This window comes from Actinokineospora sp. NBRC 105648 (genome assembly GCF_030269645.1).
Lineage (GTDB): Bacteria > Actinomycetota > Actinomycetes > Mycobacteriales > Pseudonocardiaceae > Actinokineospora.
In genome coordinates this window covers 169,546-193,127 of record NZ_BSTR01000007.1, presented here as the reverse complement: position 1 = coordinate 193,127, position 23,582 = coordinate 169,546, and the positions used below count along the sequence as shown (strand labels likewise).

The 23,582-nt window shown below is 71.1% G+C and carries 22 protein-coding genes and 1 tRNA gene; 9 read left to right on the top strand and 14 right to left on the bottom strand.

The window, feature by feature from the left end; translation table 11 throughout:
* Positions 1-190 precede the first annotated feature (190 nt).
* Positions 191-263 (bottom strand) — tRNA-Lys (locus QSK30_RS09705).
* 63 nt (positions 264-326) lie between these two features.
* On the opposite strand from QSK30_RS09705, the gene QSK30_RS09700 reads away from it, so the two are divergent.
* From QSK30_RS09700 to QSK30_RS09690, 3 genes are all read left to right on the top strand, one after another.
* Positions 327-1,181 (top strand): exodeoxyribonuclease III, encoded by an 855-nt coding sequence (locus QSK30_RS09700; protein ID WP_502871810.1) that lies wholly within the window; start codon positions 327-329, stop codon positions 1,179-1,181.
* Positions 1,182-1,357: 176 nt separating this feature from the next.
* Positions 1,358-2,071, top strand: coding sequence for a Crp/Fnr family transcriptional regulator (locus QSK30_RS09695; protein WP_285501510.1), 714 nt, complete (start codon positions 1,358-1,360; stop codon positions 2,069-2,071).
* A gap of 58 nt (positions 2,072-2,129) precedes the next feature.
* A complete protein-coding gene (locus QSK30_RS09690) occupies positions 2,130-2,663 on the top strand; it encodes a hypothetical protein (RefSeq protein WP_285501508.1) in 534 nt (177 codons plus the stop codon).
* 99 nt (positions 2,664-2,762) lie between these two features.
* Here the strand turns inward: QSK30_RS09690 and QSK30_RS09685 are convergent, their stop codons facing one another.
* Positions 2,763-6,200, bottom strand: coding sequence for an indolepyruvate ferredoxin oxidoreductase family protein (locus QSK30_RS09685; protein ID WP_285501507.1), 3,438 nt, complete (start codon positions 6,198-6,200; stop codon positions 2,763-2,765).
* 136 nt (positions 6,201-6,336) lie between these two features.
* On the opposite strand from QSK30_RS09685, the gene QSK30_RS09680 reads away from it, so the two are divergent.
* Together QSK30_RS09680 and QSK30_RS09675 are read left to right on the top strand one after the other, a co-directional pair.
* Positions 6,337-6,816 carry an Lrp/AsnC family transcriptional regulator gene (locus QSK30_RS09680; RefSeq protein ID WP_285501505.1) on the top strand — a complete coding sequence of 160 codons (480 nt, stop codon included), beginning with the start codon at positions 6,337-6,339 and terminating at the stop codon, positions 6,814-6,816.
* A 123-nt stretch (positions 6,817-6,939) separates the two neighbouring features.
* Complete coding sequence (locus tag QSK30_RS09675; protein ID WP_285501503.1) at positions 6,940-7,506, top strand: hypothetical protein; 567 nt, start codon at positions 6,940-6,942, stop codon at positions 7,504-7,506.
* Positions 7,507-7,865: 359 nt separating this feature from the next.
* On the opposite strand, the gene QSK30_RS09670 is transcribed toward QSK30_RS09675, so the two are convergent.
* From QSK30_RS09670 to QSK30_RS09650, 5 genes are all read right to left on the bottom strand, one after another.
* Positions 7,866-7,994 (bottom strand): hypothetical protein, encoded by a 129-nt coding sequence (locus QSK30_RS09670; protein ID WP_285501501.1) that lies wholly within the window; start codon positions 7,992-7,994, stop codon positions 7,866-7,868.
* A gap of 147 nt (positions 7,995-8,141) precedes the next feature.
* Positions 8,142-9,488: a sensor histidine kinase gene (locus QSK30_RS09665; protein WP_285501499.1), complete on the bottom strand. Its 1,347-nt coding sequence runs from the start codon at positions 9,486-9,488 to the stop codon at positions 8,142-8,144.
* Positions 9,485-10,174 carry a response regulator gene (locus tag QSK30_RS09660; protein ID WP_285501497.1) on the bottom strand — a complete coding sequence of 230 codons (690 nt, stop codon included), beginning with the start codon at positions 10,172-10,174 and terminating at the stop codon, positions 9,485-9,487. Before QSK30_RS09660 ends, QSK30_RS09665 begins: the two co-directional genes overlap by 4 nt.
* A gap of 12 nt (positions 10,175-10,186) precedes the next feature.
* The gene (locus QSK30_RS09655; protein ID WP_285501495.1) at positions 10,187-10,339 is read right to left on the bottom strand and encodes a hypothetical protein; all 153 of its coding nucleotides are present in this window, start codon (positions 10,337-10,339) and stop codon (positions 10,187-10,189) included.
* The gene (locus tag QSK30_RS09650; protein WP_285501493.1) at positions 10,339-10,722 is read right to left on the bottom strand and encodes a hypothetical protein; all 384 of its coding nucleotides are present in this window, start codon (positions 10,720-10,722) and stop codon (positions 10,339-10,341) included. The genes QSK30_RS09655 and QSK30_RS09650 overlap by 1 nt, the downstream gene beginning before the upstream one ends.
* A 126-nt stretch (positions 10,723-10,848) precedes the next feature.
* On the opposite strand from QSK30_RS09650, the gene QSK30_RS09645 reads away from it, so the two are divergent.
* Positions 10,849-12,072 carry an MFS transporter gene (locus QSK30_RS09645; RefSeq protein ID WP_285501492.1) on the top strand — a complete coding sequence of 408 codons (1,224 nt, stop codon included), beginning with the start codon at positions 10,849-10,851 and terminating at the stop codon, positions 12,070-12,072.
* Here QSK30_RS09645 and QSK30_RS09640 read toward each other — a convergent pair.
* On the bottom strand, positions 11,968-12,537 hold the full coding sequence (locus QSK30_RS09640) for a DUF5134 domain-containing protein (RefSeq protein ID WP_285501489.1): 570 nt from the start codon (positions 12,535-12,537) through the stop codon (positions 11,968-11,970). The two genes, QSK30_RS09645 and QSK30_RS09640, sit on opposite strands and share 105 nt — an antisense overlap.
* 34 nt (positions 12,538-12,571) lie before the next feature.
* Positions 12,572-12,793, bottom strand: a complete 222-nt coding sequence (locus tag QSK30_RS09635; RefSeq protein WP_285501487.1) for a hypothetical protein — start codon at positions 12,791-12,793, stop codon at positions 12,572-12,574.
* Between the two features lie 194 nt (positions 12,794-12,987).
* Between QSK30_RS09635 and QSK30_RS09630 the strand changes: the two genes are divergently transcribed.
* From QSK30_RS09630 to QSK30_RS09620, 3 genes are all read left to right on the top strand, one after another.
* Positions 12,988-14,310 carry a GlnX family signal transduction membrane protein gene (locus tag QSK30_RS09630; RefSeq protein WP_285501486.1) on the top strand — a complete coding sequence of 441 codons (1,323 nt, stop codon included), beginning with the start codon at positions 12,988-12,990 and terminating at the stop codon, positions 14,308-14,310.
* Positions 14,307-15,290 (top strand): glutamate ABC transporter substrate-binding protein, encoded by a 984-nt coding sequence (locus tag QSK30_RS09625; protein ID WP_285501484.1) that lies wholly within the window; start codon positions 14,307-14,309, stop codon positions 15,288-15,290. The genes QSK30_RS09630 and QSK30_RS09625 overlap by 4 nt, the downstream gene beginning before the upstream one ends.
* Positions 15,291-16,883: 1,593 nt before the next feature.
* Positions 16,884-19,148 (top strand): serine/threonine-protein kinase, encoded by a 2,265-nt coding sequence (locus tag QSK30_RS09620; protein ID WP_285501483.1) that lies wholly within the window; start codon positions 16,884-16,886, stop codon positions 19,146-19,148.
* A gap of 4 nt (positions 19,149-19,152) precedes the next feature.
* On the opposite strand, the gene QSK30_RS09615 is transcribed toward QSK30_RS09620, so the two are convergent.
* From QSK30_RS09615 to QSK30_RS09595, 5 genes are all read right to left on the bottom strand, one after another.
* Positions 19,153-19,581: an Imm1 family immunity protein gene (locus QSK30_RS09615; protein WP_285501481.1), complete on the bottom strand. Its 429-nt coding sequence runs from the start codon at positions 19,579-19,581 to the stop codon at positions 19,153-19,155.
* Positions 19,578-20,366, bottom strand: coding sequence for a DddA-like double-stranded DNA deaminase toxin (locus tag QSK30_RS09610; RefSeq protein ID WP_285501479.1), 789 nt, complete (start codon positions 20,364-20,366; stop codon positions 19,578-19,580). The genes QSK30_RS09615 and QSK30_RS09610 overlap by 4 nt, the downstream gene beginning before the upstream one ends.
* A 74-nt stretch (positions 20,367-20,440) precedes the next feature.
* Positions 20,441-21,586, bottom strand: coding sequence for a metallophosphoesterase (locus QSK30_RS09605; protein WP_285501478.1), 1,146 nt, complete (start codon positions 21,584-21,586; stop codon positions 20,441-20,443).
* Positions 21,587-21,595: 9 nt separating this feature from the next.
* Positions 21,596-22,177, bottom strand: coding sequence for a PaaI family thioesterase (locus tag QSK30_RS09600; protein ID WP_285501476.1), 582 nt, complete (start codon positions 22,175-22,177; stop codon positions 21,596-21,598).
* Between the two features lie 46 nt (positions 22,178-22,223).
* Entirely contained in the window at positions 22,224-23,492 is a 1,269-nt protein-coding gene (locus QSK30_RS09595; protein WP_285501616.1) for an MFS transporter, read from the bottom strand.
* Between the last annotated feature and the right edge of the window lie 90 nt (positions 23,493-23,582).

The following is a 23,582-nucleotide window of genomic DNA, read 5'->3' as shown; positions in this document are numbered from 1 at the left end:
CGAGTGAACCACTGCGGAACCGGCATGCCCAGGCAGACACACTTGGGGTGACTCAGCACGTGTACATGGGGCAGGGCTCGGTGAGCCGGTCAGTAGCCGATGCGCTTGGGGACGTGCTCGGTGAAGCGCGGGGTAAACGCGGGGGATGATCTTGCGCAGCAAAGCCCCAGGTCGCTGACCTGGGGCTTTGTGGGCCGCCTGGGGCTCGAACCCAGAACCTACGGATTAAAAGTCCGCAGCTCTACCAATTGAGCTAACGGCCCGGGGTGCCCGAGTGTAGCGGCACCGGGTGGAGGGGGTGTTCGGGCCGGGCTAACGTGGGTGGGGTGCGGGTGGCTACCTGGAATGTGAACTCGGTCAAGCAGCGGATGCCCCGGTTGTTGCCGTGGCTCGATGAGCGGGCGCCGGACGTGGTGTGCCTGCAGGAGACCAAGCTCGCCGACGCGGCGTTTGTTGACTTGCTTGGGCCTGCGTTGGCTGAGCGTGGTTACGAGGTCGCCCTCAACGGTGAGGTGCAGTGGAACGGTGTGGCCATCCTGTCCCGGGTTGGGCTCGCGGACGTCGTCCAGGGCATCCCCGGTGGTCCGGGGTTCCCGCACCCGGAGGCTCGGGCGGTGTCGGCCACCTGCGGTGGTGTGCGGGTGCACTCCCTCTACGTCCCCAACGGGCGGGTGCCCGACTCCGACCACTACCACTACAAGCTGGCCTGGTTGGCCGCCCTGCGGGACCAGTTGGCCGACGGTCCGTCGGACGTCCTGGTGTGCGGGGACATCAACATCGCGCCCGCTGACGTCGACGTGTTCGACCCGGCCGCCTATGTCGGGCACACCCACGTGACGCCCGCCGAGCGGGCGGCGTTGGGGGAGATCCTCGGGCTGGGGCTGCGCGACGTGGTGCGGGACCGGTGGCCCGGGGAGCGGGTCTTCACCTACTGGGACTACCGGGCCGGGATGTTCCACAAGGACCTCGGGATGCGGATCGACCTGGTGCTGGCCGGGGCGGCGGTGGCCGGGCGGGTCGCGGCCGCGTGGGTGGACCGGCAGGCCAGGAAGGGGACCGGGCCCAGCGACCACGCGCCGGTGGTCGTGGATCTCGATGTGGCGCCGGATGGGGACATCGGGCCGTTGGTGCCCGCGCCGTCTGTGCGGGCGGTGACCGGGCGGCTTCCGCAATCCCGGTGACGGGTGTCGCCCGTCAGGAGCACCGGACTACCGTCGGTGGTCTTCTTTCCGCCGTGCGTTGTGGGCTGATCCGGGGCATCGGGTCGGCAGAGGGGTGATTGGTCGCCCGGCTCGGTGGGGTGGCGGCGTGATGACGGCAGGCTGACCTGCGTCCGCACCAGCGAGCGGGAGACGACTTGACCGAACCGCCGTGGCCCGCCGCCAGCCTGCTCGGTCGGCTGGGTGAGAAGACCAGGGCCGCGCTGCTCTCGGCCGGGGCCGAGGTGCGGTACCCGAAGGACCACTACCTGCTCCGCCAGGACGAGCTGGGCGACGTGGTCTACCTGATCATCGACGGCGTGGTCATGGTCTACGTCGAGACCGAGAACGGGGCGATGAGCGTGCTCGGCATCCGGCTCGCGGGCGACATGGTGGGCGAGCTGGGCGCCATCGAGCCCGGCGCCCGGCGCTCGGCCACCGTGCGCGCCTCGACGCCGCTGGCGGTGCGGTCGCTGTCCCGGGCCCGGCTGCGGGCGCTGATGACCCAGCACCCGGACCTCGCCATCGAGGTGAGCCGGATGATCGGCAACCGGCTGCGCTGGGCCAACCGGCGCCGGGTGGATGCCACCATCAAGGGCGCCAAGGTCAAGCTGAGCAGGCTGCTGGTCGAGGCGGCCGCGCAGTACGGCGAGCGGGTCGGCGACCGGTGGGAGCTGCCGATCCCGCTCACCCAGCACGAACTGGGGTACATGGCGGGCCTGGGCAACCGGACCGTGGAGAAGGCGCTGGCCGACCTCGAGGCGGACGGGGTGATCAGCAAGGCGTACCGGCGGATCAGCATCGTCGACCTGGGGAAGCTGCGCGGGATCGCCGGGTGGAACGAGAATCCGCCGCCGTGCGTAGTGCCCTGACGCGATGTGGCCCAGAGTGTCGACCGAGAGGCGCAGTCGACCCGAAAGGCTCAACCCCATGACCCCGACCGGCGCAACAGGCCGGCTGCCCTGTGTCGCGGTCGCCGTGCACGGCCACTCGCCGGGAGACCACCTGATGGCGGTCCTGGCCGACGCCGAGCACACCGCTCGACTCGATCACGCGGACTGGTGGCCGCAGCCGGACGGTGTGCGGCTCGCGGTCCTGCCGCCCGCCTCGGCCGACCGCTTCCCCCGCGCCCTGGACACCGCGCTGGGGCGGCACAACACCGAACACCCCCGCCTGCGCCTGCGCGTGGCCATCCACCTCGACCGCGCCCCGGCCGCGGCCGTCCGGCTCGTCGGGTCCCGCTCACTGCACGACGCCTTGGACGAGGCCCCGGACACGAACCTGGCGCTGCTGCTGTCCGACTCCGCCGCGCCGCTCTACTCGCTGCCGCGGCACAGCGCGCTGCAGCCGGACGAGCTGCACGAGGTCGTGACCCGCGACCGGCACGCCGTCACCGGCGCCTGGCTGTGGACACCGGCGTGGACCGCGACCACACTGTCCACTTCGGATGGTCGGCGGAACTGAGACCCCGGTGGGGTGACACCGGACAGGAGTGGGACGGGCCGCGTCACGGCTCGTCCCACTCCCTCAAGATCTCGGTCTCGCCGGTCTAACCTGGGCAGCTCACTTGGTGGAAGCCACCGGTTCTTGCGTCAGCTGCGCGAGCAGTTCTTGTTGGCGTGCGCGGTAACCCGCGATCGCGGTGAGTTTGATGTCCTCGTAGCCGCGCACCATGTCGGGCAGGTTCGCCAGTTCGACGGCCGTGTCGTAGTGCCGCAGCGATGACAAGAGGTGGCTGACAAGGCTCTCGTACTCGGTGATCAGGGTGCGTTCTACCTTGCGGAGGTGTGCTCGGCCGAAGGGGTCGAACGCGGTGCCGCGCAGGCCTCTTAGCGCCCGCAGCACGGTAAACGCGGGGCGGGCTGTGCGTTTGAGGGTCAGCTTCCGGCGCATGCCCATCGCGCGGAGCATTGGGGGGTGTAGCTGGTAGCCGACCTGGGTGCCTGGGCCGAATTGCGCCTCTACCTCGGCTTGCAGGGCTGGGGACAGGTGTAGGCGGGCGACCTCGTACTCGTCCTTGTACGCCATCAGCTTGAAGAGGTTGCGTGCGACGGCTTCGGTCAAGGTGCCGGGGAGGCCTGCGGTCTGCTCTGCCTCGTAGACCCGCTCTACCGTCGACAGGTAGCGCTGTGCGTACGCCTTATTCTGGTACGCCACCAGTTCCGGTAGCCGGATGTCCAGCAACCTGCGGAGTTCGCCGGTGAAGCCCTCGGCGAGGGGCGACCCAACGGCCGTTTGCGCTGGCGTGCCGGTCATCCAGGTCGGGTCGAGCACTGCCTTGCGGCCCGCGCGGAATGCCTGCGTGGTGGTGGTGACACCGACGCCGTTGAGTTCGATGGCCCGCTCGATCGCCTCGGCCGTCAGCGGCAGCACGCCCAGTTGGTAGGCCGCGCCGATCACCAGGAAGTTCGCCGCCGCCGTGCCGCCGAACAGGCGCTCGGCCAGGTCGAGGGCGTCGAACGCGCGCAGGTCCGCCGTCCGCGCGCCGATCCGGCTGACCAGGTCGTCGCGGCCGGGGTAGGACACGCCGGTGTCGACGACCATCCGGCCGGTCGGGACCTCCGAGGTGGACACCACCGCGACCGTGCGCTCGGCTGCGCAGCGGGACAGGTTCGGCTCCGCGGTGGCGGCGAGGGCGTCGAAGACCAGGTAGCCGTCGGCCGAGCCGGTGGGCACCAGCCCGGGCTGCTCGGTCGGCTCCGGGGTGATCCGCAGGTGCGAGACGACCGCGCCCGCCTTCTGGCTCAGGCCGGTCTGGTCGAGGGCGCGCGCGTCCAGGCCGCTGATCAGGGCAGCCGTGGCGAGGACCTGGTTCGTCGTCACCACACCGGTGCCGCCGATGCCGACCATCACCAGGTTCGCCGCCGTCGGCCGGGAAGCGGGCTCAGGCAGGTCGGCGGGCAGCTCCTCGTGCCTGGTCTTCTTGGCCTCCGCCTTGGCCGGGACCGCCTTGCCCGGGACCACGGTGACGAACGACGGGCAGTCGCCCAGCAGGCAGGAGTAGTCCTTGTTGCACGAGGTCTGGTCGATCTGGGTCTTGCGCCCGAACTCGGTGTCGGTCGGCTCGACGCTCAGGCAGTTCGACTTTCGGCCGCAGTCGCCGCAGCCCTCGCACACCGACTCGTTGATGTACACCCGGGTCGCCGGGTCCGGGGCCAGGCCGCGCTTGCGCTTGCGGCGCTTCTCCGCGGCGCACTCCTGGTCGTAGAGGATCACCGTCACCCCGGGGGTGTCGCGCAGCTCGCGCTGGACCTCGTCGAGGTCGTCGCGGTGGCGCACCTTCACCCCCGGCGCCCACTTGGTGCCACGCGCGTACTTGCCGGTGTCGTCGGTGACCACCACGGTCTTGGCGACGCCCTCGGCGTGCAGCATCCGGGTGACCGCGACCGGGTCGACCGAGCCGTCGGCGTGCTGGCCGCCGGTCATCGCCACGGCGGCGTTGTAGAGCAGCTTGAAGGTGATGTTGGTGCCCGCCGCGATGGCCTGGCGGACGGCGAGGCTGCCGGAGTGGAAGAAGGTGCCGTCGCCGAGGTTCTGGAAGAAGTGCGGGGTGTCGGTGAACCGCTCGGCGCCGACCCAGCTGACGCCCTCGCCGCCCATCTGGGTGAAGCCGACGCTGCGGTCCATGAACGTGGTCAGCGCGTGGCAGCCGATGCCAGCGCCCGCGAGCGAGCCCTCCGGGGTCTCGGTGGAGCGGTTGTGCGGGCAGCCCGAGCAGAAGAACGGGGTGCGGTTGACCAGCGTCAACGCGATCTTGGGGCGGTTGTTCCTGGGCAGCACGACGTGCTCGGTGCCAAGCCGCTCGGCCAGGAACGGGCCCAGTGCGGTGATCAGCCGGTCGGCCTCCAGCGCGCCGTGCACCGGGATCAGCTGCTTGCCGGTCGGCCCCTGCTTGCCGTACACCCGCGGTCGCACGGCGCGGTCGAACAGCGCCTCCTTGACCAGGGTCTCGATGAACGACCTCTTGTCCTCGACCACGACCAGCTCCTCGAGCCCGTCGGCGAAACGGCCCAAGAGGTCGCGGTCCAGTGGGTGGACCATTCCCAGCCGCAGGATCCGTACGCCGCGGTGGCGCAAGGCGTCCTCGGTAAGGCCCATGCGGTTAAGAGCGTCGCGCAGACACGCGTAGTTGTGTCCCGCCGCGACGATGCCGATGCGCGCGTCGCCGGTAGCGCCCTCGATCTGGTTGAGGCCGTTGGCCGCGCCGAACGCCACCGCGGCGGCGAGCCTGCCGTCGAGGACCTCGCGCTCCATCGCCAGCGCCTCGGGGATGCCCACCCCCGCCTTGTGCGTCGGCGCCCACGGGCGACCGTCCCACTCGAACTCCGGCACCACGATCCGCGGCGTGGCGCCCAGGTCGACGATCTCGTACGCGTCGCCGATCGCGGTGACCACGGTGAACCCGGTCCACGCGCCGCTGAAGCGGGACATCTCGAAGCCGAAGCGGCCCAGTCGCAGCACGTCGGCGACGTCCACCGGCGACAGCACCGGCAGGTAGGACTCGGCCAGCGCCATGGTCGAGTTCGACGGCAGCGAAGAGGACTTGCTCGCCGGGTCGTCACCGGCCACCACCAGCACACCCCCGCGCGGGGTGGTGCCCATCCAGGTGCCGTGCTTGAACGCGTCCACCGACCGGTCCACACCGGGCGCCTTGCCATACCAGAGGCCGAACACGCCCTCGAACCGCGCGCCGGGGAGCTGGGTGGCCAGCTGCGAGCCGTAGACGACCGTCGCGCCGAGCTCCTCGTTGACCCCGGGGATGAACTCGATGTCGTGCTCGGCGAGGAGCGCGGCGTTGCGGTCGAGGACCAGGTCGAGGCCTGCGAGCGGGGAGCCGCGGTAGCCGGAGACCAGACCCGCGGTGCGCCAGCCGCGCGCCTGGTCGGCGCGGTGTTGGTCGACCAAGAGCTTGCCGAGGGCTTGGACGCCGGTCAGCGCCCCGCGGCCGCTGTCGCGGCGCACGACGTCAGCGGGCCGATAGTCGGCCAAGAGCTCTGTCATGGACCACACACCTCTCACTTGGACTGCGCGCCACGGGTCAGCGAACGATTTCAGGTGAGCGCTGTGCAAGACTCCGCCCGAGACTTTAAGCGGATCGCTCAAAACTGGCCTGTCGGCGTCGGGAGGGTTGCGCATCGTGGGCATCGTCAACCGCCTCGACCTGCGGGTCATCCGGGAGCTGGTCACCAGCCCGCGGATCGGCATCACCGAGCTCGCCGAGCGGCTGGGCATCGCGCGCAACACCGCGCACGCCCGGGTCACCCGGCTCGAGCGCCAGGGGGTGGTGGGGCACCGCGGCCGCGCGGTGGACTACACCGCGATCGGGGTGGAGGTCACCGCGTTCGTCACCGTCCAGGTCGCGCAGGGCAGGTTGACCGCCGCCATAGAGGACCTGCGGAAGGTCTCTTACGTGCTCGAGGCGCATGGCATCGCCGGTGACGGCGACCTGCTGGTGCGGGTGGCCGCGCGCAACACCCGGCACCTGCACGAGGTGATCAACGAGGTGCTGTCCTGCCACGGGGTCATCCGCAGCACCACCGCGGTGGCGATGACCGAGCAGATCCCGTACCGGGTCGCCCCGCTGCTCGACGCGCTGGAGCGCTCGACCGAGACGTGAAAGTCCTCAGTGGACTGATCGACATGGTTACGGCCGTGCATCGACTTCGGTCGTTGAGCAGTCAACTCCGCCCCCGGTGCGCTACGTTGCCTCGCTACCAACGGTTGGCGAAGGGAACCGCCGATGGAGCACTTCGTCCTCGCGACGTTCAGCTTTCCGGTAGTGCTGTTCACGTTTCTGCTCGTGGTCGTGGCGGGCTACTGGGTGCTCGTCGCCCTGCGCGTGTCCCGTGTGGACGCCCTGGACCCGGTGGCGCCGGAGGCCCTCGGCCTGGGCCGGGTCCCGCTGAGCGTGGCGCTGTCGCTGGCCACGGTGATCGCCTGGGTGGTCAGCCTGGTGGGCGACCTGCTCGTCGGCGACTCCGCGCGGCCGGTGCCGGTGCTCGCCCTGCTGCACACCGCGGTGCTCGCCGCGGCCCTGCTGGGCGCGCTGTTCGGCACCCGGGCCGCGCTCGTCCCGCTGGGCCGCCTGTTCCGCGACGACCCCGCTCCCGCGCTGGTCGGCTGCCCGTGCGTGGTGCGCACCGGGCGGGTCGACCGGACCTTCGGCCAGGCCGAGGTCACCACGCGGGCGGGGGAGACGGTGATCGTCCAGGTGCGCCAGCCGGACACCCGGGCGATCCGCACCGGCAGCACCGCGACCCTGGGCGAGTACGACCGGTCCGGCCGCTTCTTCTGGCTCACGACCTGACCGGTCCGTGCACGCCCTGGCGTGGTGTCACAGTCCCGCGAACCACTGTGCGCGGTGGAAGGCGAAGCCCAGATCGCAAAGCGTGATCTTGAGGTAGCAGGCCAGGGCCGGTCGCAGGCCGTGCTCGCCGACGCTGAGGCCGTCGAGGTGCTGCCCGCGTGGGTTTGCTCGAGGTGTTCTGCGTGATGCCGGTGATTCGCACCCGGACCTGGCCGTCCTGCGGGACCTACTGCGGGCCGACCTCCGGGTCCGGCGTTAAGACAAGACGAGCTTGCTGCGCCCCCTGGTCGTGCTCGCGACCACGAAGGGCAACGAGAAGACCGCCGCGGCTATCGCGGATCACACGGTGCTGCCCACCGTCAGGGCATCGCCCACTGCACCCCGTCGGTCACCGCCTGCACCGAGGTCACCGCGACTCCGAACGCCGCCTCGAAGCGAGCCCCGTGGCCGGCGGTCCCACTGGTCGGCTTGGGCACCGACAGCGACACCGTGATCGCCTCCAGGCCGTTGGACGCCGCGATGATCTATGCGCTGCTTCAGGCCTTCTGGCGCACCCCGGTCCATCCGCGGCGTGGCCGGTGCTCGCAGTTGGGGACCCCAATATGTCCACCAGCCCGTCCAGTGGACAAGGTTGGTCAGGCTGTCGGCAGGCGGACGGTGAAGGCGGCACCGCCCTCGGGGGCGGGGGCCGCGGTGATCGTGCCCGACATGCGGGTGACCAGGCCGTGCACGAGAGCGAGGCCGATACCCGTGCCAACCGGGCGGCTCCCCGCGTACCGGGCGTTGAGCACGCCGCGGTCGAAGGCCATGGCGTACTCCTCTGGGGCTAGTCCTGGGCCGCCGTCGCGTACCTGCAAGACGGCTGTGCCCTGGTCTGTGGCCAAGGCGAGCACGATAGGTCTACCGGTGGGAGTTACCCGCAACGCGTTCTCCGCGAGCCCGTCTACTACCTGGCGGAGGCGGCGTGGATCGGCGAGTACCCATACCTGACCTGGGGCGGATTCCACGGCGAAGCGAACACCCGCTGTCTGGCAGCGGGCCGTCCATACCTCGGCGGTATCGCTAACCAGTGCGGATAGGTCCATCGGGACAAGGTCGAGCCTGAAGTCGTCCGCGCCGAGACGGGCCAAGTCGAGGAGGTCGCTGACCAGCCGGTCTAGGCGGTCTGCCTCTTGTTCGATAGTCCTACCGGCGGCCGGTACAGCATCCCCGGTGACCACGCCGTCCGCGAGAGACTCAGCGAATCCCTTGACTGCGGTGAGCGGTGTGCGCAGCTCGTGTGAGACGGACAGGAGGAAGTCGCGTTGGCGGGATTCGCTGCGCTGCAAGGCGTCTGCGAGTTCGTTGACCGACGCGGCGACCTCGGCGACCTCGCGCGGTCCGTCGACGGGGGCGCGCAGGTCGCGCCTGCCGTGCGTCATCGAGTACGCGACGCCCGCCGTCCGGCGCAGTGGGCGCGACAGCAGCCGGGCCAGGAACAGGCCCGCGACCGCCGCCACGAGCAGGCCGATGCCCAGCGCGACCACGATGTTGCCGATCAGCTTGCGGCCGACGCCCTTGGCCGTCTCGGACTCCCGGACCAAGGCGATCGTGCCGCGCTCGTCGGCGGGCCGCAGCTCGACCAGCAGCGTCCGGTCGCCGACCTGCACGGCCTTGTGCTCGGCCCCCGACACTGACAGCACCCCTGCCTGGCGTGCGGCCTTCTCGGCGGTGGCGTCGCCGCTCACCACGGTCCCGTTAGGACGTACCTGGACGACGGCGATCCCTTGTCCGCGCAGCACTTCCACGACGCGTCTTATCCCGATGCGGCTGTCCGCCAACTGGCCGGCTACCACATCTGCCTGGTCGGAGAGGGTCTGCTGAGACACCTCTCGGGCCGTTTGCACTACCAGGCGCGCGGAGATAAGACCGCCAAGAATCGCCACTACGCCCGCTACCGCTAAGCACAGTGCGGTAATCCGTACCGCGATCGAGCCCTTCACCCGCGCTCCGCCGAGTACCCCACACCGCGCACCGTGCGGATCGGGCTGGATTCGCCGAGCTTCGCGCGCAGCTGGGCGATGTGCACGTCCACGGTCCGCGTACCCGCCACCGCCGCGTACCCCCAGACCGCGCTGAGCAGCTGCGCCCGCTCGAACACCTGCCCGGGCCGCCGCATCAGGTGGGCCAGCAGGTCGAACTCCGTCGAGGTCAGCGCCACCTCGGCCGCGCCGGTCCACACCCGGCGTTCGCGCAGGTCGAGCCGGGTGCCACCGGCCTGGAGCACCTCGCCGCGGGCGGGCCCGTTCGCCCTGCGCAGCACCGTGCGCACCCGCGCCACCAGCTCGCGCGGGCTGAACGGCTTGGTCACGTAGTCGTCGGCGCCCAGCTCCAGGCCGAGCACCCGGTCGACCTCGTCGTCGCGGGCGGTCACGAACAGCACCGGGGTCCAGTCGTCCTCGGCGCGCATCCGCCTGCACACCTCGATCCCGTCGAGGCCGGGCAGCCCGATGTCGAGCACCACCGCCACCGGCCGCACGCGGCGCAGGGCCGCGAGGGCGGCGTGCCCGTCGGTCTCGACGTGCACGCCGAACCCGTCGCGGCGCAGGTAGAGGGTGACCAGCTCGGCGATGGCGCCGTCGTCCTCGACGACCAGCACCAGCCCGCGGCCAGGGTCCCCGGACGTCATGGGCACACCGTACTAGTCCCCGGCCAGGTCCGACTCGACGTTGTCCAGTGTGGACTCGATCTGGTTCAGCTGCTGGTCCACCGACCCGCCGGTGTCCGAGGAAGCCCCACCTTGGCAGGCCACGCAGCCTAAGAGGAGGGCGGTTAGCACTACCGCGCGCCGCATCACTTAGACCCGCAGTACTTGCTCTTGAAGTCCGCCGCGCGCTGTTTGGCCTTGTTCAGCTGATCGATTCGCCCACTTCGCCGTTCGGCCTTTTCCTGCAAGAGGTTCGCGCTGTTCACGCGGCCCGCCGCGCGCTCCTTGTCCGCGCGCGCCTTGAGCCACGCCGACGAACCCTTGACCTCGGGTCCGCCGTTGATCCGCTCGACCAGCTTGGTCACCCGCTGCTCGATCTTGGGAATCCGCTTCTCGCAGATCTGGCCGACCTGCTCGGGGCTGAGCGTGATGGTGACCGGGGTGCTCGGCGCCGCCGCGGCGACCCCGGCACCGGCGAGGCCGGTACCCGCGACGACCGCCGCGATGAGGGCTGCTGACCTGACTCGCATGTGGTTCCTCCCGTGGTGGTGATGGAGCCACTGTCGCGCGCGTTGGTAAAAGGGAAGCCCGGGAAATGTTCGAGTTGGGTAAGCGACGCATTGACGCGGACGTGAAAACACTTCGATGATTGAGCGATGTCACCCGCGAGCCGTTGGCCAGTAGTCCTCGCCTTCGCCGCGCTGGGCGTGTCCACGCAGCTCTGCTGGCTCGCCTACGCCGCCACCACGACTGCGACCGCGCAGCACTTAGGCGTGTCCGAGCAGGCTGTGGGCTGGCTGGCGAACGTCTTCCCGCTGCTGTTCGTCGTGCTGGCCGTTCCCGCGGGGGTTGCCCTCGACCGGTGGTTCCGCCCGACCCTCGCGGTGGGCGCGGTCTTGATCGCGGTAGGCGCGTCGCTGCGCTTCGCGGTGGACGAGTACTGGGCCGCGCTCGCCGGGCAGACGCTCGCCGCGATCGCCCAGCCGATCGTCGCCAACGCCATCACCCGCGTCGCCGCGGGCTACCTCGCGCCGAAGGACCGGCCGCTGGGCATCGCGGTGGGCGCGGGCGCCACCTACGTCGGCATGATCGTCGCCATCGGCTTGGGCACTGCCCTGCCAGGGGACGTCCGAACAGTTGTCGGCATCGGTACCGCTATCGCGGTCCTCACGGCGGTGGCTGCTCTGGTCTCGCTCCGCGTCCCGCCGCCGTTCCTGGGCGAGCGCGAGGCTGTCGGATCCCTGCGGGTGGCCTTGCGCGAACCGGGTGTGCCGGTTCTGGCCGCGGTCGTGTTGCTCGGAACGGGGATCTTCGTCTCGCTGGCCACCTGGCTGGAACCGCTGCTCAAGCCCGCGGGCGTCAGCTCCAGCACCTCGGGCCTGCTGTTGCTCGTGGTCTTGGTCTCGGGCGTGGTGGGCTGTGTGTTGGTGCCACCGTTCGCGGCGCGCAGGCACTGGGAGTCGCGCACGCTCCAGGTGACTGCACTGGTCACCGCGGCCGCGTGTCTGCTGCTCGGTTTCGCGCCCGCGGCCACGGGGTTCGTCGCGGCGGTGCCGATCGGCTTCCTGCTGCTGTCAGCGCTACCGGTGGCTCTCTCCCGGGTCGAGCGCGGTGGGTCTGCCTCGGCTGGGACCATCACCTCGGTCGTGTGGATGGCGGCCAACACAGGCGGTGTTGTGGTGTCCTCTGCCGTGGGTTACCTCTTGGACCTACCGGTGGTGGCGTTCACGGTCTTCGCTGTCCTGGCCGTCAGCGCCTTCTTGCTCGCACGACGGCTAGAGCATCAGGAAGATCAGGTAGCCGGTACCGAGGGCCATGACGAGTTGGCAGGTAGCCGCAACGCGACCGTCGGCCAGGATTCCGCTACCGGTCCTGCGTAGGACCAACGGGCTCAACCGTGCCGCTTGGACTAAGAAGAACGCCACGAATGCCCAGCCGAGCAACGGGAGTGACGCCTGACCCGCGTGCGGGACTGTCCACGATGACGACATCCCGTGCGCGGTGTGCGGTGTGGCCGTGAGCATGTAGAGCATCCCCAGCCCCGCGACCGCGTGCTGCCAGTCAGCCCCGTGCCACCCGACCGGACGCTGCCCAGAGCGCACTGCCGAGCCCAGGAACGACGAGCCCAGGAACCAGGCCGTGACCAGGACGAACACCGTCTGCCACCCGGCCATCGGCAGCGGCCCGCCGACCGGCGAGCACATCACCGCCATGCCCAGCGCCATGACCGCGTGCCCGGCGTCGGTGGCCCGGTGGCACCCGGGGTAACCGCCCGGGAACCGCTCGGCGGCGACGAGCCGGGCGACGCTGTACCCGGCGATCCCGAGGAACGCACCGGTCAGCACCCAACCCAACCACCCCGCCGCCACGCGTCGGCGACTACGGGGTCGGTACGAGCAGTTGGTCGAGCACCCCGCCCTTGACGTCGGCGACCAGGTCGCCCAGCTGGCCGAGGCTCAGCTGGATCCGCTGGCCGAAGTCGTCGGTGATGACCACCCGGCGTTCTTCGGGCGCCTCCTGGTCGATCCACAGTTCGGGACAGCCACAGTCGCACTGTCCGCAGAACGTCGCGATCCGCTGCATGCTGTGCTCACCGTTCATGAGATCACGGTCCCAGACCGCGTACCGGCTAACCAGAGCGCAACCAGGCGACTACGCCGCGCACAAGTGGGAAGGTCGCGGTGACCGGCTGTGTCGGACATGGTGGCGCGCGCGGAAGTATCCACTAGGTTCAGGGCTGACCAGGCATCCGGAGGGGAAGGCGGCGGGCGAGTGCGGTCGAGTGGATCCCGGTGGTGACCGTCGCGCCCGAGCGGCCGTCGGCACTGGCGAAGGTGACCAGGTCGGCCACCACGACCCCGGGTCGGCTCTCGCTCCTGGCCGTCGGACTGCTCGTGCTCACCGTGGTCACCGGGATCGTGGCCGCGCTGACCGTGCAGGCCAAGCGGGACACCCTCGACGACCTGGTCGACCACCGCGAGCCGCTGGCCGCCGCCGCGCAGCAGATCTTCCGCTCGCTCTCCGACGCCGACGCGACCGCGGCCAGCGCGTTCCTCTCCGGCGGTGTCGAGCCCGCCGCGCTGCGCACCCGCTACGAGTTCGACATCGCGCAGGCGGGTGCCGCGCTCGGCAAGGCGTCCTCCGACGTCGGCGGGGACGCGCTCGCCGCCGACCAGGTCAGCATCCTGTCCCAGCAGCTGCCCGTCTACACAGGTCTGGTCGAGACCGCGCGGGCCAACAACCGGCAGGGCTTCCCGGCGGGCGCCGCCTACCTGCGCGAGGCATCGGGTCTCATGCGCTCGAAGCTGCTGCCCGCCGCCGAGAAGCTCTACGAGATCGACTACGACCGGTTGCAGGCAGAGCAAGAGGACGCCAGGTCATTCCCCTGGGGGGCGTTGGTCCTCATCCTGGTGCTTCTCGGCGCGCTCGTGGTCACACAGCGCTACCTGACCCGCAAGACGAACCGGTTGCTCAACGTCGGACTGGTCACCGCCACCATCGCCGTCGTGCTCGCCCTGCTGTGGGGCGCGGTCGCGCTGCTGATCGAGGCGGGCCACGTCGGCGACGCCGAGCGCAACGGCTCGCAGCAGGTCGACGTGCTGGTCCAGGCCCGGATCAACTCGCTCAAGAGCCGCGCCGACGAGACCCTCACCCTGGTCGCCCGCGGCGACGGCCCCGGCTACGAGCAGGAGTGGCAGCAGCTCGCGGCCACCATCACCGGCGGCGGACCGGAGAACCTGCTGCGCCAGGCCGCCGACCTGGCCTCCGGCGACTCGGCCAACGGCGTCGTGGCGGGCGAGGTCCGGCAGGCGGTGGACAACGCCGAGGCCTGGCTCGGGGCGCACCGCAAGATCCGCGAGCTGGACGAGGGCGGCCAGTACGAGGAGGCGGTCAAGGTCGCCATCGGCGACGCCCCGGACAGCGCGGCCACCGCGTTCGGCAAGCTCGACAAGAACCTGATCACCGCCCTCAACGCGGGCCGCGAGGAGTTCTTCACCCAGACCACCAAGGCCGCCAACTCGCTCAGCGGGCTGGTGCCCGGCCTGTTCGTGCTCGGGCTCATCGCCGCCGCCGGGATCACCCTGGGCATCCGGGAACGACTGCGGGAGTACCGATGAGGCGCGCGCTCACCCTGACCGCGGCGCTGGTGGGCGCCGCGCTGCTCACCGCCTCCTGCGCGTCGCCGGGCAAACCGGTGGACCTGGCCACGGTCACCACCGTCGACCGGCCGCAGCCCGCCGGGGTCGAGGTGAACCCGCCGACGACCAGCGGGGCCGCGACGCAGGTGCCGCCGTGCGACCCGGCCGCCAGCCTGCGGCCCGGCCCGCAGCCGCCCGCCGGGTCGATGCCGCAGGGCTCGACGATGCGCGCGATCCAGGACCGCGGCAGGCTCATCGCCGGCGTCGACCAGAACACCTTCCTCTTCGGCTTCCGCAACCCGACCAGCAACGCGCTGGAGGGCTTCGACATCGACCGCGTCCGCGACGTCGCCGCGGCGATCTTCGGCGACCCGAACCGGGTGCAGTACAAGGTGATCACCTCGGCCGAGCGGATCGACGCGCTCAAGCGCAACGAGGTCGACATCGTGGTGCGCACCATGACCGCGACCTGCGCGCGCTGGGTCGACATCAACTTCTCGGCCATCTACTACGTCGCGGGCCAGCGGCTGGTCGTCGACCGCTCGTCCCCGATCACCGGCATCGACCAGCTCGGCGGCAAGCGCGTCTGCGCGGCCAAGGGCTCGACCTCGCTGAACAAGCTGCGCGAGTCCCCGGCGCCCCCGGAGGCGGTGGCGGTCGACAACTGGTCGGACTGCCTGCTGATGCTGCAGCAGGGGCAGGTGGCCGCGGTGTCCACAGACGACACGATCCTGGCCGGGATGGTCGCCCAGGACCCGAACATCAAGCTGGTCGGGCCCAAGTTCACCGAGGAGCCCTACGGCATCGGCATCCCCAAGCAGAACGAGGACATGGTGCGGTTCGTCAACGGCGTCCTGGAGAAGTCGGTCACCGGCGGCTCCTGGACGGCGAGCTACAACCGCTGGCTGGCCAAGGCGGGCGAGCAGGCCGCGCCGCCCGTGGCGAAGTACCGGGACTGAGGTGGCCGCATGACGCACTGGACCCCGCCGGGCGAGTCGGACCCGGTCCCGCCGAAACCGGCTCGGTGGAACTTCGACGCACCGCAGGCAGCCCAACCGTCCGAAGAGGACAGTGTGCGTCCGGGAGCCGGTTCCGCCGAGGTGGTCGGGTCGAGCGCGGACGTGCCGGGCGGTGCGCGCGAGTCGGCCGACGGGGAGACGTCGGAGGCGGCCTGCGCGGCGGAGAACGCTGCGACAGCTGAGGACTCCACGACAGCTGGGGATTCCCGGACAGCTGAGGACTCCACGACTGCTGAGAAGGCCGCGGCTGGCCGAGGTGCCACAGCCGCTGGAGGCACTCCGGCTGCTGAGGGCGCCTCGGGTGTGGAGAACACGACTGGTGAGCAGGCCGTGGCCGTCGACGGTGCCACTGCTGTCGCGGGCGCGGCGAATTCTGAAGGCGCTGCGGCTGTTGGGAGTGGAGCGGCTGTGAGCGGCGCCGAGAGCGCCACGGCCGCTGAGAGCGCGTTGGCCGCTGAGGGCGCCGCAGTGGGTGAGAACGCCGCAGGTGCTGAGGGCGCCGCTTCCGCGTGGCGGGTTCCGTTGTCGCCGTGGGCGCCGCCGGAGGCGGGGGCGGTCCAGCCCGGGCCGCCGCCCAAGCGGGCGACCCCGCGGCGCTCGGGAGGCAGGCATGCGGCCGTCGACGACCCCGAGCCGGCGCAGTCGACTGGGCAGCACCCGGTGCCGGTCGGTCCGCAGGGACAGCCGTTCCCCGGGACTGGGCAGTACCCGGCGCCGGGGAGCCACCCCGGTCCGACGACCACCGGGCAACGCCCGTACCCGCCGGTGGGCGGTCCTGGCTATCCGGCTGGGCAAGGGTTTCCGGGCGGCGGACCAGGCCAGACCGGCGGTTTCGCCCGACCCGGCTACGCCGGTGGGCAGCCCACGCCCGGTCAGCCGGGACAGCAGACCCAGGCCGGGCAGCAGACCCACCGCGGGTACCCGTTCCAAGCCGGGCAGCACCCCCAGGCCGGACAACCGCTCCAGCCCCGGCCGCTCCAGGCCGGTCCGCCGGTCAACAGCGGTCATCCCCCTCAGCCCGGGCAACCACCGACTGGACGACCATTCCCGGCCGGGCCGCCCACCCCCGCGGGGCAACCCAACCAGGGCGGGCATCCGCCTCAGGCCGCGCAGCCGGGGCACGGTGGGCAGCCGAGCCCTGTTGGGCACGCGTCCCCGACCGGGCAGCCACCCCATGTCGGGCAACCGTCCCAGGCTGGGCAGCCACCTCAGACCGGGCGGTCCAGCCAAGCAGGGCCACCTCCCCCCTCGGGGCGGCCGGGTGCGCCCGGGTATCCGCTGCCACCAGGTGCGTCCGGCCCGGCAAGCCAAGCACCGCCGCGCGGCCAACAGGGTCAGCCGTTCCCGTCGGGTTCGTCGAGCCAGTCGGGCCGGGGTGATCAGGGCAGGTCGCTGTCCGATCAGGCGAACACTCCGTTCTCGGGCAGGCCCGGGACGTCACCGCGGCCCAGTCCGCATCCGTGGTCGGGGCCTGGTCCCCAGCTGGGGCAGGCGACCACCCAGTTCCCGCCCGTCGCGCCGCGTCAGCCCGGGGTGCTCCCCGAGACCGCGTTGGCGGCCGACGAGCCGCAGCCCACCAGTGTCCTCAACACCCACACGCTGACCCAGAGCATCGTCCCGCCGCGCCCCGACGAGCCCGAGCCGCCGGAGCCGGAGACGCAGCTGGTCAGCCGCACGGACAACGGGCCGGGCACCGGGTCCGGGTCGTTCCCCGGCACCGGGCGCCGGACCGGGTCGCGGGCCTCGGGCCGCGGGCGGTTGGGCGCCGGTCTCGTCGAGGTGCCGGTGGTCCCGGTCAAGGACCCGGCCAGCGCGGTGCTGGACAACCCGGTCGTCGCGGAGGGCAAGCGGTTCTGCAACAACTGCGGCGCCGAGGTCGGCCGGGGCAACGATGGCGAGCCGGGGGACCCCGAGGGCAACTGCCCGACCTGCGACCAGCCCTTCAACTTCCGGCCCCGGCTCTTCCGCGGCGACCTGGTCGGCGGGCAGTACGAGGTGCTGGGCAGCATCGCCTACGGCGGGCTCGGGTGGATCTACCTGGCCAAGGACCACAACGTCAGCGACCGCTGGGTAGTGCTCAAGGGTATGATCGACACCGGCGACGAGACGTCGATGGCCTCGGTGGTCGCCGAGCGGCGGTTCCTCGCCGAGGTGGAGCACCCGAACGTCGTCAAGATCTACAACTTCGTCGAGCACCCGGACCCCAAGACCGGCTCCCTGATCGGCTACATCGTCATGGAGTACGTCGGCGGCCAGTCGCTGCGCCAGCTCGCGCTCGAGCACCACCGCGAGGCCGGGCGGGCCGAGCCGCTGCCGATCGGGCAGGTGATCGCCTACGGCCTGGAGATCCTGCCCGCCATCGGCTACCTGCACAGCATCGACATGCTCTACTGCGACCTCAAGCCGGACAACGTGATCCAGGCGGGCGAGCAGCTCAAGCTGATCGACCTCGGCGCGGTCCGCAAGACCGATGACTACGAGAGCCCGCTGTTCTTCACCGCCGGGTACGCCGCGCCCGAGCTGTCCACCGAGGGCGCCACCGTGGCCTCCGACATCTACACCGTCGGCCGCACGCTGGCGGTCCTGTCGATCGAGTTCGCCGGCTACACGACCCGCTACCGGCACACCCTGCCCGGGCCGGACGCCGAGCCGCTGTTCGCGCTGTTCGTCAGCTACCACCGGGTCCTCAAGCGGGCCACGCACGCCGACCCGGTGCTGCGCTTCGCCTCCGCCGAGGAGATGGCCGACCAGCTCACCGGGGTGCTGCGCGAGGTCATGGCGCTGGGCACCGGCAGGCCGCGGCCCGGACTGTCCACTGTGTTCGGTGTGGAGGCCAGGACGTTCGGCGCGGGCCTGGTCGTGGCCGACTCGCTGCCGGTGCCCGACCCGGTCGAGGTCGCCTCGGTGCTGCCGCTGCCGCTGGTGGACACCGACGACCCGGCCGCCGCCGTGCTGGCCAGCATCACCGCGACCGAACCCGCCGAGCTGGTCGCCGCGCTCGCGAGCGCCCCGCAGGACTCGATCGAGGTCCGGCTGCGGCTGGTGAAGGCGCGGATGGAACAGGGCGACCTGCGCGCGGCGGGCGCCGAGCTGGCGGCGGCCCGCAAGCTGGTCACCCACCCGACCGACTGGCGCCCGGACTACTTCCACGGCCTGCTGGCCCTGGCCGACAACGCGCCCAAGGCCGCGCGCGAGGCGTTCGACCGGGTCTACGACGCGGTCCCCGGCGAGGTCGCGCCGAAGCTGGCGCTGGCGGTCAGCGCGGAGTACGCGGGCGACCACTTCGCCGCCGCCCGCTACTACGAGCTGGTCTGGCGGGTGGACCACTCGTTCGTCAGCGCCGCGTTCGGCCTGGCCAGGGTGTACCTGGCGCAGGGCGCCCGGGCGGGCGCGATCGAGGTCCTGGAGTCGGTGCCGGACACCTCCAGCCACCACGTCGCCGCCCAGGTCGCCGCCATCAAGGTGAAGGCCAGGGCGCACGAGGTGGCCAACGTCGTCGAACACGAACTCCACGACGCCGCCAAACGCCTGGAGCGCCTGGCACTGGACGCGGAACGGCGCACGCAGCTCTCGGCGGAGGTCCTGGAGGCCGCGTACGGCTGGGTCCGGGCGGGCAAGCCCGGCGCCAACCCGGCCCACCCGCAGCGCACGGTGCTGGGGTGCGAGCTCTCCGAGCGCGAGCTGAGGTTCGGCCTGGAACGCTGCTACCGCGCCCTGGCCCGGTTGGCGAGCTCACCGGAACAGCGGCACGCGCTGGTGGACAAGGCAAACGCGATCCGACCGCGCACGCTCACGTAGTGGGTCAGGTGAACTGGGACATGGGGTGCGCGGCTTCCTGCCACTGCACGCAGGTGGGGCGTGTGCGGGTGGTCAGGAATTCGGCGAGGGCTTGGTAGACGAGATCGATCGGGACTTCCGCGTGGGGTGGGACCGGGCTTTCGTGCGAGCCCGCGAGAAAGTAGCCGATCCACTCGGGATTGGTACCGGTCTTCGGCACGTCGCCCCGTCGAGCGGCGTCCCAGTGGAGAACACCTACGGCGTTGTTCACTCCCACGACGAACATGACCTGCGTCTTGGAGTGGATGTCGAAAGCCTGCTCGGTGATGACCCACATCCACGGGACCTCGACCCCGGCCTCGTTCAGGGACCGCACCTCGCGCACCAGGTCGACGCCGGCCGGAAGGGACTCCAGGTCGATGTAGGCCCGGTCGGTCACCGGTGTGGCGGTCATCGATCAGCCTTCCCGTCGTAGGTTCGTTTGAACGGCGCCCCGCGCGCGTCTGTGCCAAGCACGGTCATCCTAAGGCCGACTGGTAGAAAGGCCGGCAGGTAGTTGTCGCACCCTGCCCGATCATTGGGCTCCGAACCGCACGGCGAATGGTTCAGCGTGACCTGTGCGTGGGTTCCTGTTCCCTGAATGAGGATGATGGCCGCTTTCATCTCCACGTGGTTGGCGACCAGGTTCGCACCGTTGAGTTCGAGTTCGAACACTCGCTCCATCACGTCTCGGGTCCACACATCTCCGCGTCGTGGGGTGATCGAGCCGATCAGTCGTCCGTCGATCTCGATGTGGGCCACCAGCGGTGCGTTCTGCGTGCCCTTGCGCACCCGCGGAGGCAGTTCGTCGGAGTACGGCAGCGCTTCGCGCGGGTACCGATCCCCGTGCCGGTTCGCGATTCCTGATGGTGACGGCGTCCGCGGTGGTGGTGCGGTGGCCTGGTCATCGCGGACGGAGCCCACTGGTGCCGCGGGCCGGTGGGCGCCCAGGTGGTGGTCGGCCGCGTCCTGGATCGTGCGCTCGGCCTCGACGAGAGCGGTGTCCAGTGCCGCGAGCGTGGCCATCGCCGCCTCGACCGCCCGTGCGGCCACCTCATAGGTGGTCGTGCCGTGGAGCAGGGCGCCCACCGTGATGTGTGCTTGGTCGAGCGCCTTCGAGCAGTCGTCCAGGGTGTTTCGTGTTTGCCCGATCCGGTCTGCGATCGCCCGGAGTTCGGTCGCCTCATCGCCGATGGACACGGTGGTGACCCTAAGCGCTCAGCTCGTGCGTGTCGTCGAGTCAGTGCTGTCTTCGCCCGATGCGGCTAGCGGGACTAGGGCGTCAGCTCCACCACGGTGATGTCCGGGGGTGCGCCGACTCGGACCGGGGGACCCCAGGAGCCCGCGCCGTTGGTCACGTACAGCCAGGTGTTGTCTACTTTGGACAGGCCGGACACCGCGGGCTGGGCCATCCGGACCACGTAGTGGAAGGGGAACAGCTGGCCGCCGTGGGTGTGGCCGGAGAGCTGGAGGTCGACGCCCCGGCTGGCCGCGCCCGCGACCTGGACCGGTTGGTGGGCCAGCATCACCGTCGGCAGTGCACTGTCCCTTCCGGACAGTGCGCGGTCCATGTCCGGTGCGTCCCCCATCGACTTGCCGGTCACGTCGGTGACGCCCGCGAGGGTGATACCGCCCGCGATCTTGGTGTTCTCGTTGTGCAGGTAGTGCAGCCCGAGGCGTTCCAGTTCGGTGACCCACTCCTGGTAGCCCGAGTAATATTCGTGGTTCCCGGTCACGAAGTACGTCCCGTGCGGCGACACCAGGTCCTTGAGCGGCTCGGCCGCCCGGCCCAGTTCGGCGACCGTGCCGTCGGCCAGGTCGCCGACCATGGCGACCAGGTCCGGCCGCGTCTCGTTGATCATCCGGACGATCCGCTCGGTGTGCGCCCGGCCCAGCAGCGGTCCCAGGTGGATGTCGCTGACCACGGCGATCCGGAAGCCGCGCAGCCCCGGGTCGAGCCTGCTGATCGGCACCGCCAGCCGTTTGACCTCCGGTGGGCTCAGCGCCGTCACCGCGCCCGCGCCGACGATGCTGGTCGACGCGGCCCCGGCGACGACCGCGCCCGCGCGGGACAGGAACAGCCGCCTGCTCTCGTCGACCTCCGGTGCCCCCTGGTCGGCCCTCGGTGCCCGCAGCCACTTGCGCAGCGCGAGCCGGGGCAGCTCCAGGACCGCCAGGATCAGCAGCAGGTAGAAGAACACCGCCAGCCACAGGTACCCGGGCCAGGCGAACCAGCCCGAGTTCGGCACCCCGACCACCCGCGGCAGGGTCAGGGCCGCCAGCGCGAACGCCAGCAGCAGGCCCAGCACCACCGTGCCCGCCCGCCGCACCCGGGTCGTCCTGGTCGTGTCCTTGACCAACCGCTTCCACAGGTACAGGTGCAAGAGCGCGACGCCCAGCCCCACCACGACCACGAACATGGCGCCAGCCTACGGATTGAGCTCCACCGGCGGACGGCCCAGCAGGTTCGGGTCCGCCGCGACCGCCCGCAGGTCCTCGGGCCTGCCGTTGTCGATGAAGTGGCTCAGCTCGACGGTGACGAACAGCGCCCGCGCGCGCACCGCCACCGGCCCGTCGTCCGTCCCGAGTCGACCCTTGGCGCTGACGTAGACCTTGCGGCCCGCCACCCCGTCGAGGTGCGCGTCGATCACCAGGGTCGTGCCGACCGGGACCGGCAGCAGGAAGTCGGTCTCCAGCTTCCCGGTCACCGCGGGCCGCCGCAGCAGGTGCCCGACCGTGGTGCCCAGGGCCTCGTCGAACGCGCACGCCAGCAGACCGCCGTGGGCCAGGCCGGGCGCGCCCTGGTGGGCCTCGGTGACGGTGAACCGGGAGCGGAGCGTGTGCCCGTCGCCCATCTGGGCGCGCAGGTGCAGGCCGTCGTCCTGCCGGTCGCCGCAACCGAAGCAGAACGCGTAGTGCGGCGGCAGGTCGGTGCCGGGCGCCGGGGTGTCCGGGTGGCGCTCGGGCAGCTCGGTGGCCACCGGTGGCCACGCCTCGGGGGTGCGACTCATTACCGAAGGGTAGGCATTCGGTCCACTGTGGCCCCGCACACGCCCCTCAACGCCCCGCCGGCTCCAGGTCCCGGGTGCTCGCGCGGGCCCCGCGCAGCGACTTCCCGGCCGTCTCGGGCAGCAGGAAGATCGGCACGGCCGCGACCACCGCGGCACCCATCAGGTAGTACGCCGGGACGAGCTGGTCGCCGGTTTCGGTCACCAGCTTGGTCACGATGAACGGCGCCGTCCCGGCGAACAACGCCGTGGACAGGTTGTAGCCGATCGCGAAGGCGCCGTAGCGCACGTTGGTCGGGAACATCGCGGGCAGCACGGACGGGATCGTGGCCAGCAGGAACGCCAGCAGCAGGCCGATGACCGCCAGGCCGAGCACCAGCAAGGCGGTGCTGCCGCGCGCCATCAACGTGAACGCCGGGATCGGCAGCACCAGGAACCCGGCGCAGGCGGCGTAGAGCAGCGGCTTGCGGCCGATCCGGTCGCTCAGCGCACCGACCGGCGGGATGATCACCATCATGCCCAGGATCACCGCCATCACCACCAGCAGCGGTGTCCGACCGGACAGTCCCAGCGTGCTGGTCAGGTAGGACTCCATGTAGGTCAGCAGCACGTAGTCGGCGATGTTGAGCAGCACGACGTAGCCGATCAGGTGCAGGATCGCGCGCCACTGCGTGCGCAGGACGGTCCGCAGCGGCGAGGCCGACACCTCCTGCCGGGCCGCGACCTCGCGGAACAGGGGCGTGTCCTCCAGTCGCGTGCGCAGGTAGAGCCCGACCAACCCGAGCGGTCCGGCCGCCAGGAACGGGGTCCGCCAGCCCCAGTCGGCCATCGCTGTCTCGCCCAGCGCGACCGTCGTGAGGGTCACCGCCCCCGCGCCGAGGAAGAAGCCGCCCAGCGAGCCGAACTCCAGCCAGCTGCCGAGGAACCCGCGGCGCTTGTCCGGGGCGTACTCGGCGATGAACGTCGCCGCCCCGCCGTACTCGCCGCCCGCGGAGAAGCCCTGGACCAGGCGCGCGAGCAGGACCAGGATCGGGGCGAGCACACCGGCGGTGCGGTACGAGGGGAACAGTCCGATCGCGAAGGTCGACCCGGACATCAGGATGATCGTGGCCGCCAGCACCCGCTGCCTGCCGATCCGGTCGCCGAGCGGTCCGAAGACGAACCCGCCGAACGGCCGCGCGACGAACGCCACGGCCAAGATCGCGAAGGTGCCGAGCACGTTCTCGGCGGGGGTGGCGGCGTCGAAGAAGACCGCGCCCAGGACCGCGGGCATGAAGCCGAAGACCCCGAAGTCGTACCACTCGACGCAGTTGCCCATCGCTGAGGCGGCGACAGCGCGACGCACTGTACCGGGTTTCGTGTCCGATTCACCCACTCGGGCAGGGTAACGTCGGAAATCAACGCACGC

What these genes read in the sequence shown, in the direction of transcription:
- QSK30_RS09685 (WP_285501507.1), bottom strand. Translation starts at nt 6,200, where the DNA reads ATGACAGAGCTCTTGGCCGACTATCGGCCCGCTGACGTCGTGCGCCGC.
- QSK30_RS09615 (WP_285501481.1), bottom strand. Translation starts at nt 19,581, where the DNA reads ATGACCGCCACACCGGTGACCGACCGGGCCTACATCGACCTGGAGTCC.
- QSK30_RS09660 (WP_285501497.1), bottom strand. Translation starts at nt 10,174, where the DNA reads ATGACGTCCGGGGACCCTGGCCGCGGGCTGGTGCTGGTCGTCGAGGAC.
- QSK30_RS09625 (WP_285501484.1), top strand. Translation starts at nt 14,307, where the DNA reads ATGAGGCGCGCGCTCACCCTGACCGCGGCGCTGGTGGGCGCCGCGCTG.
- QSK30_RS09600 (WP_285501476.1), bottom strand. Translation starts at nt 22,177, where the DNA reads ATGAGTCGCACCCCCGAGGCGTGGCCACCGGTGGCCACCGAGCTGCCC.
- QSK30_RS09595 (WP_285501616.1), bottom strand. Translation starts at nt 23,492, where the DNA reads ATGGGCAACTGCGTCGAGTGGTACGACTTCGGGGTCTTCGGCTTCATG.
- QSK30_RS09675 (WP_285501503.1), top strand. Translation starts at nt 6,940, where the DNA reads ATGGAGCACTTCGTCCTCGCGACGTTCAGCTTTCCGGTAGTGCTGTTC.
- QSK30_RS09655 (WP_285501495.1), bottom strand. Translation starts at nt 10,339, where the DNA reads ATGCGGCGCGCGGTAGTGCTAACCGCCCTCCTCTTAGGCTGCGTGGCC.
- QSK30_RS09650 (WP_285501493.1), bottom strand. Translation starts at nt 10,722, where the DNA reads ATGCGAGTCAGGTCAGCAGCCCTCATCGCGGCGGTCGTCGCGGGTACC.
- QSK30_RS09690 (WP_285501508.1), top strand. Translation starts at nt 2,130, where the DNA reads ATGACCCCGACCGGCGCAACAGGCCGGCTGCCCTGTGTCGCGGTCGCC.
- QSK30_RS09645 (WP_285501492.1), top strand. Translation starts at nt 10,849, where the DNA reads ATGTCACCCGCGAGCCGTTGGCCAGTAGTCCTCGCCTTCGCCGCGCTG.
- QSK30_RS09605 (WP_285501478.1), bottom strand. Translation starts at nt 21,586, where the DNA reads ATGTTCGTGGTCGTGGTGGGGCTGGGCGTCGCGCTCTTGCACCTGTAC.
- QSK30_RS09635 (WP_285501487.1), bottom strand. Translation starts at nt 12,793, where the DNA reads ATGAACGGTGAGCACAGCATGCAGCGGATCGCGACGTTCTGCGGACAG.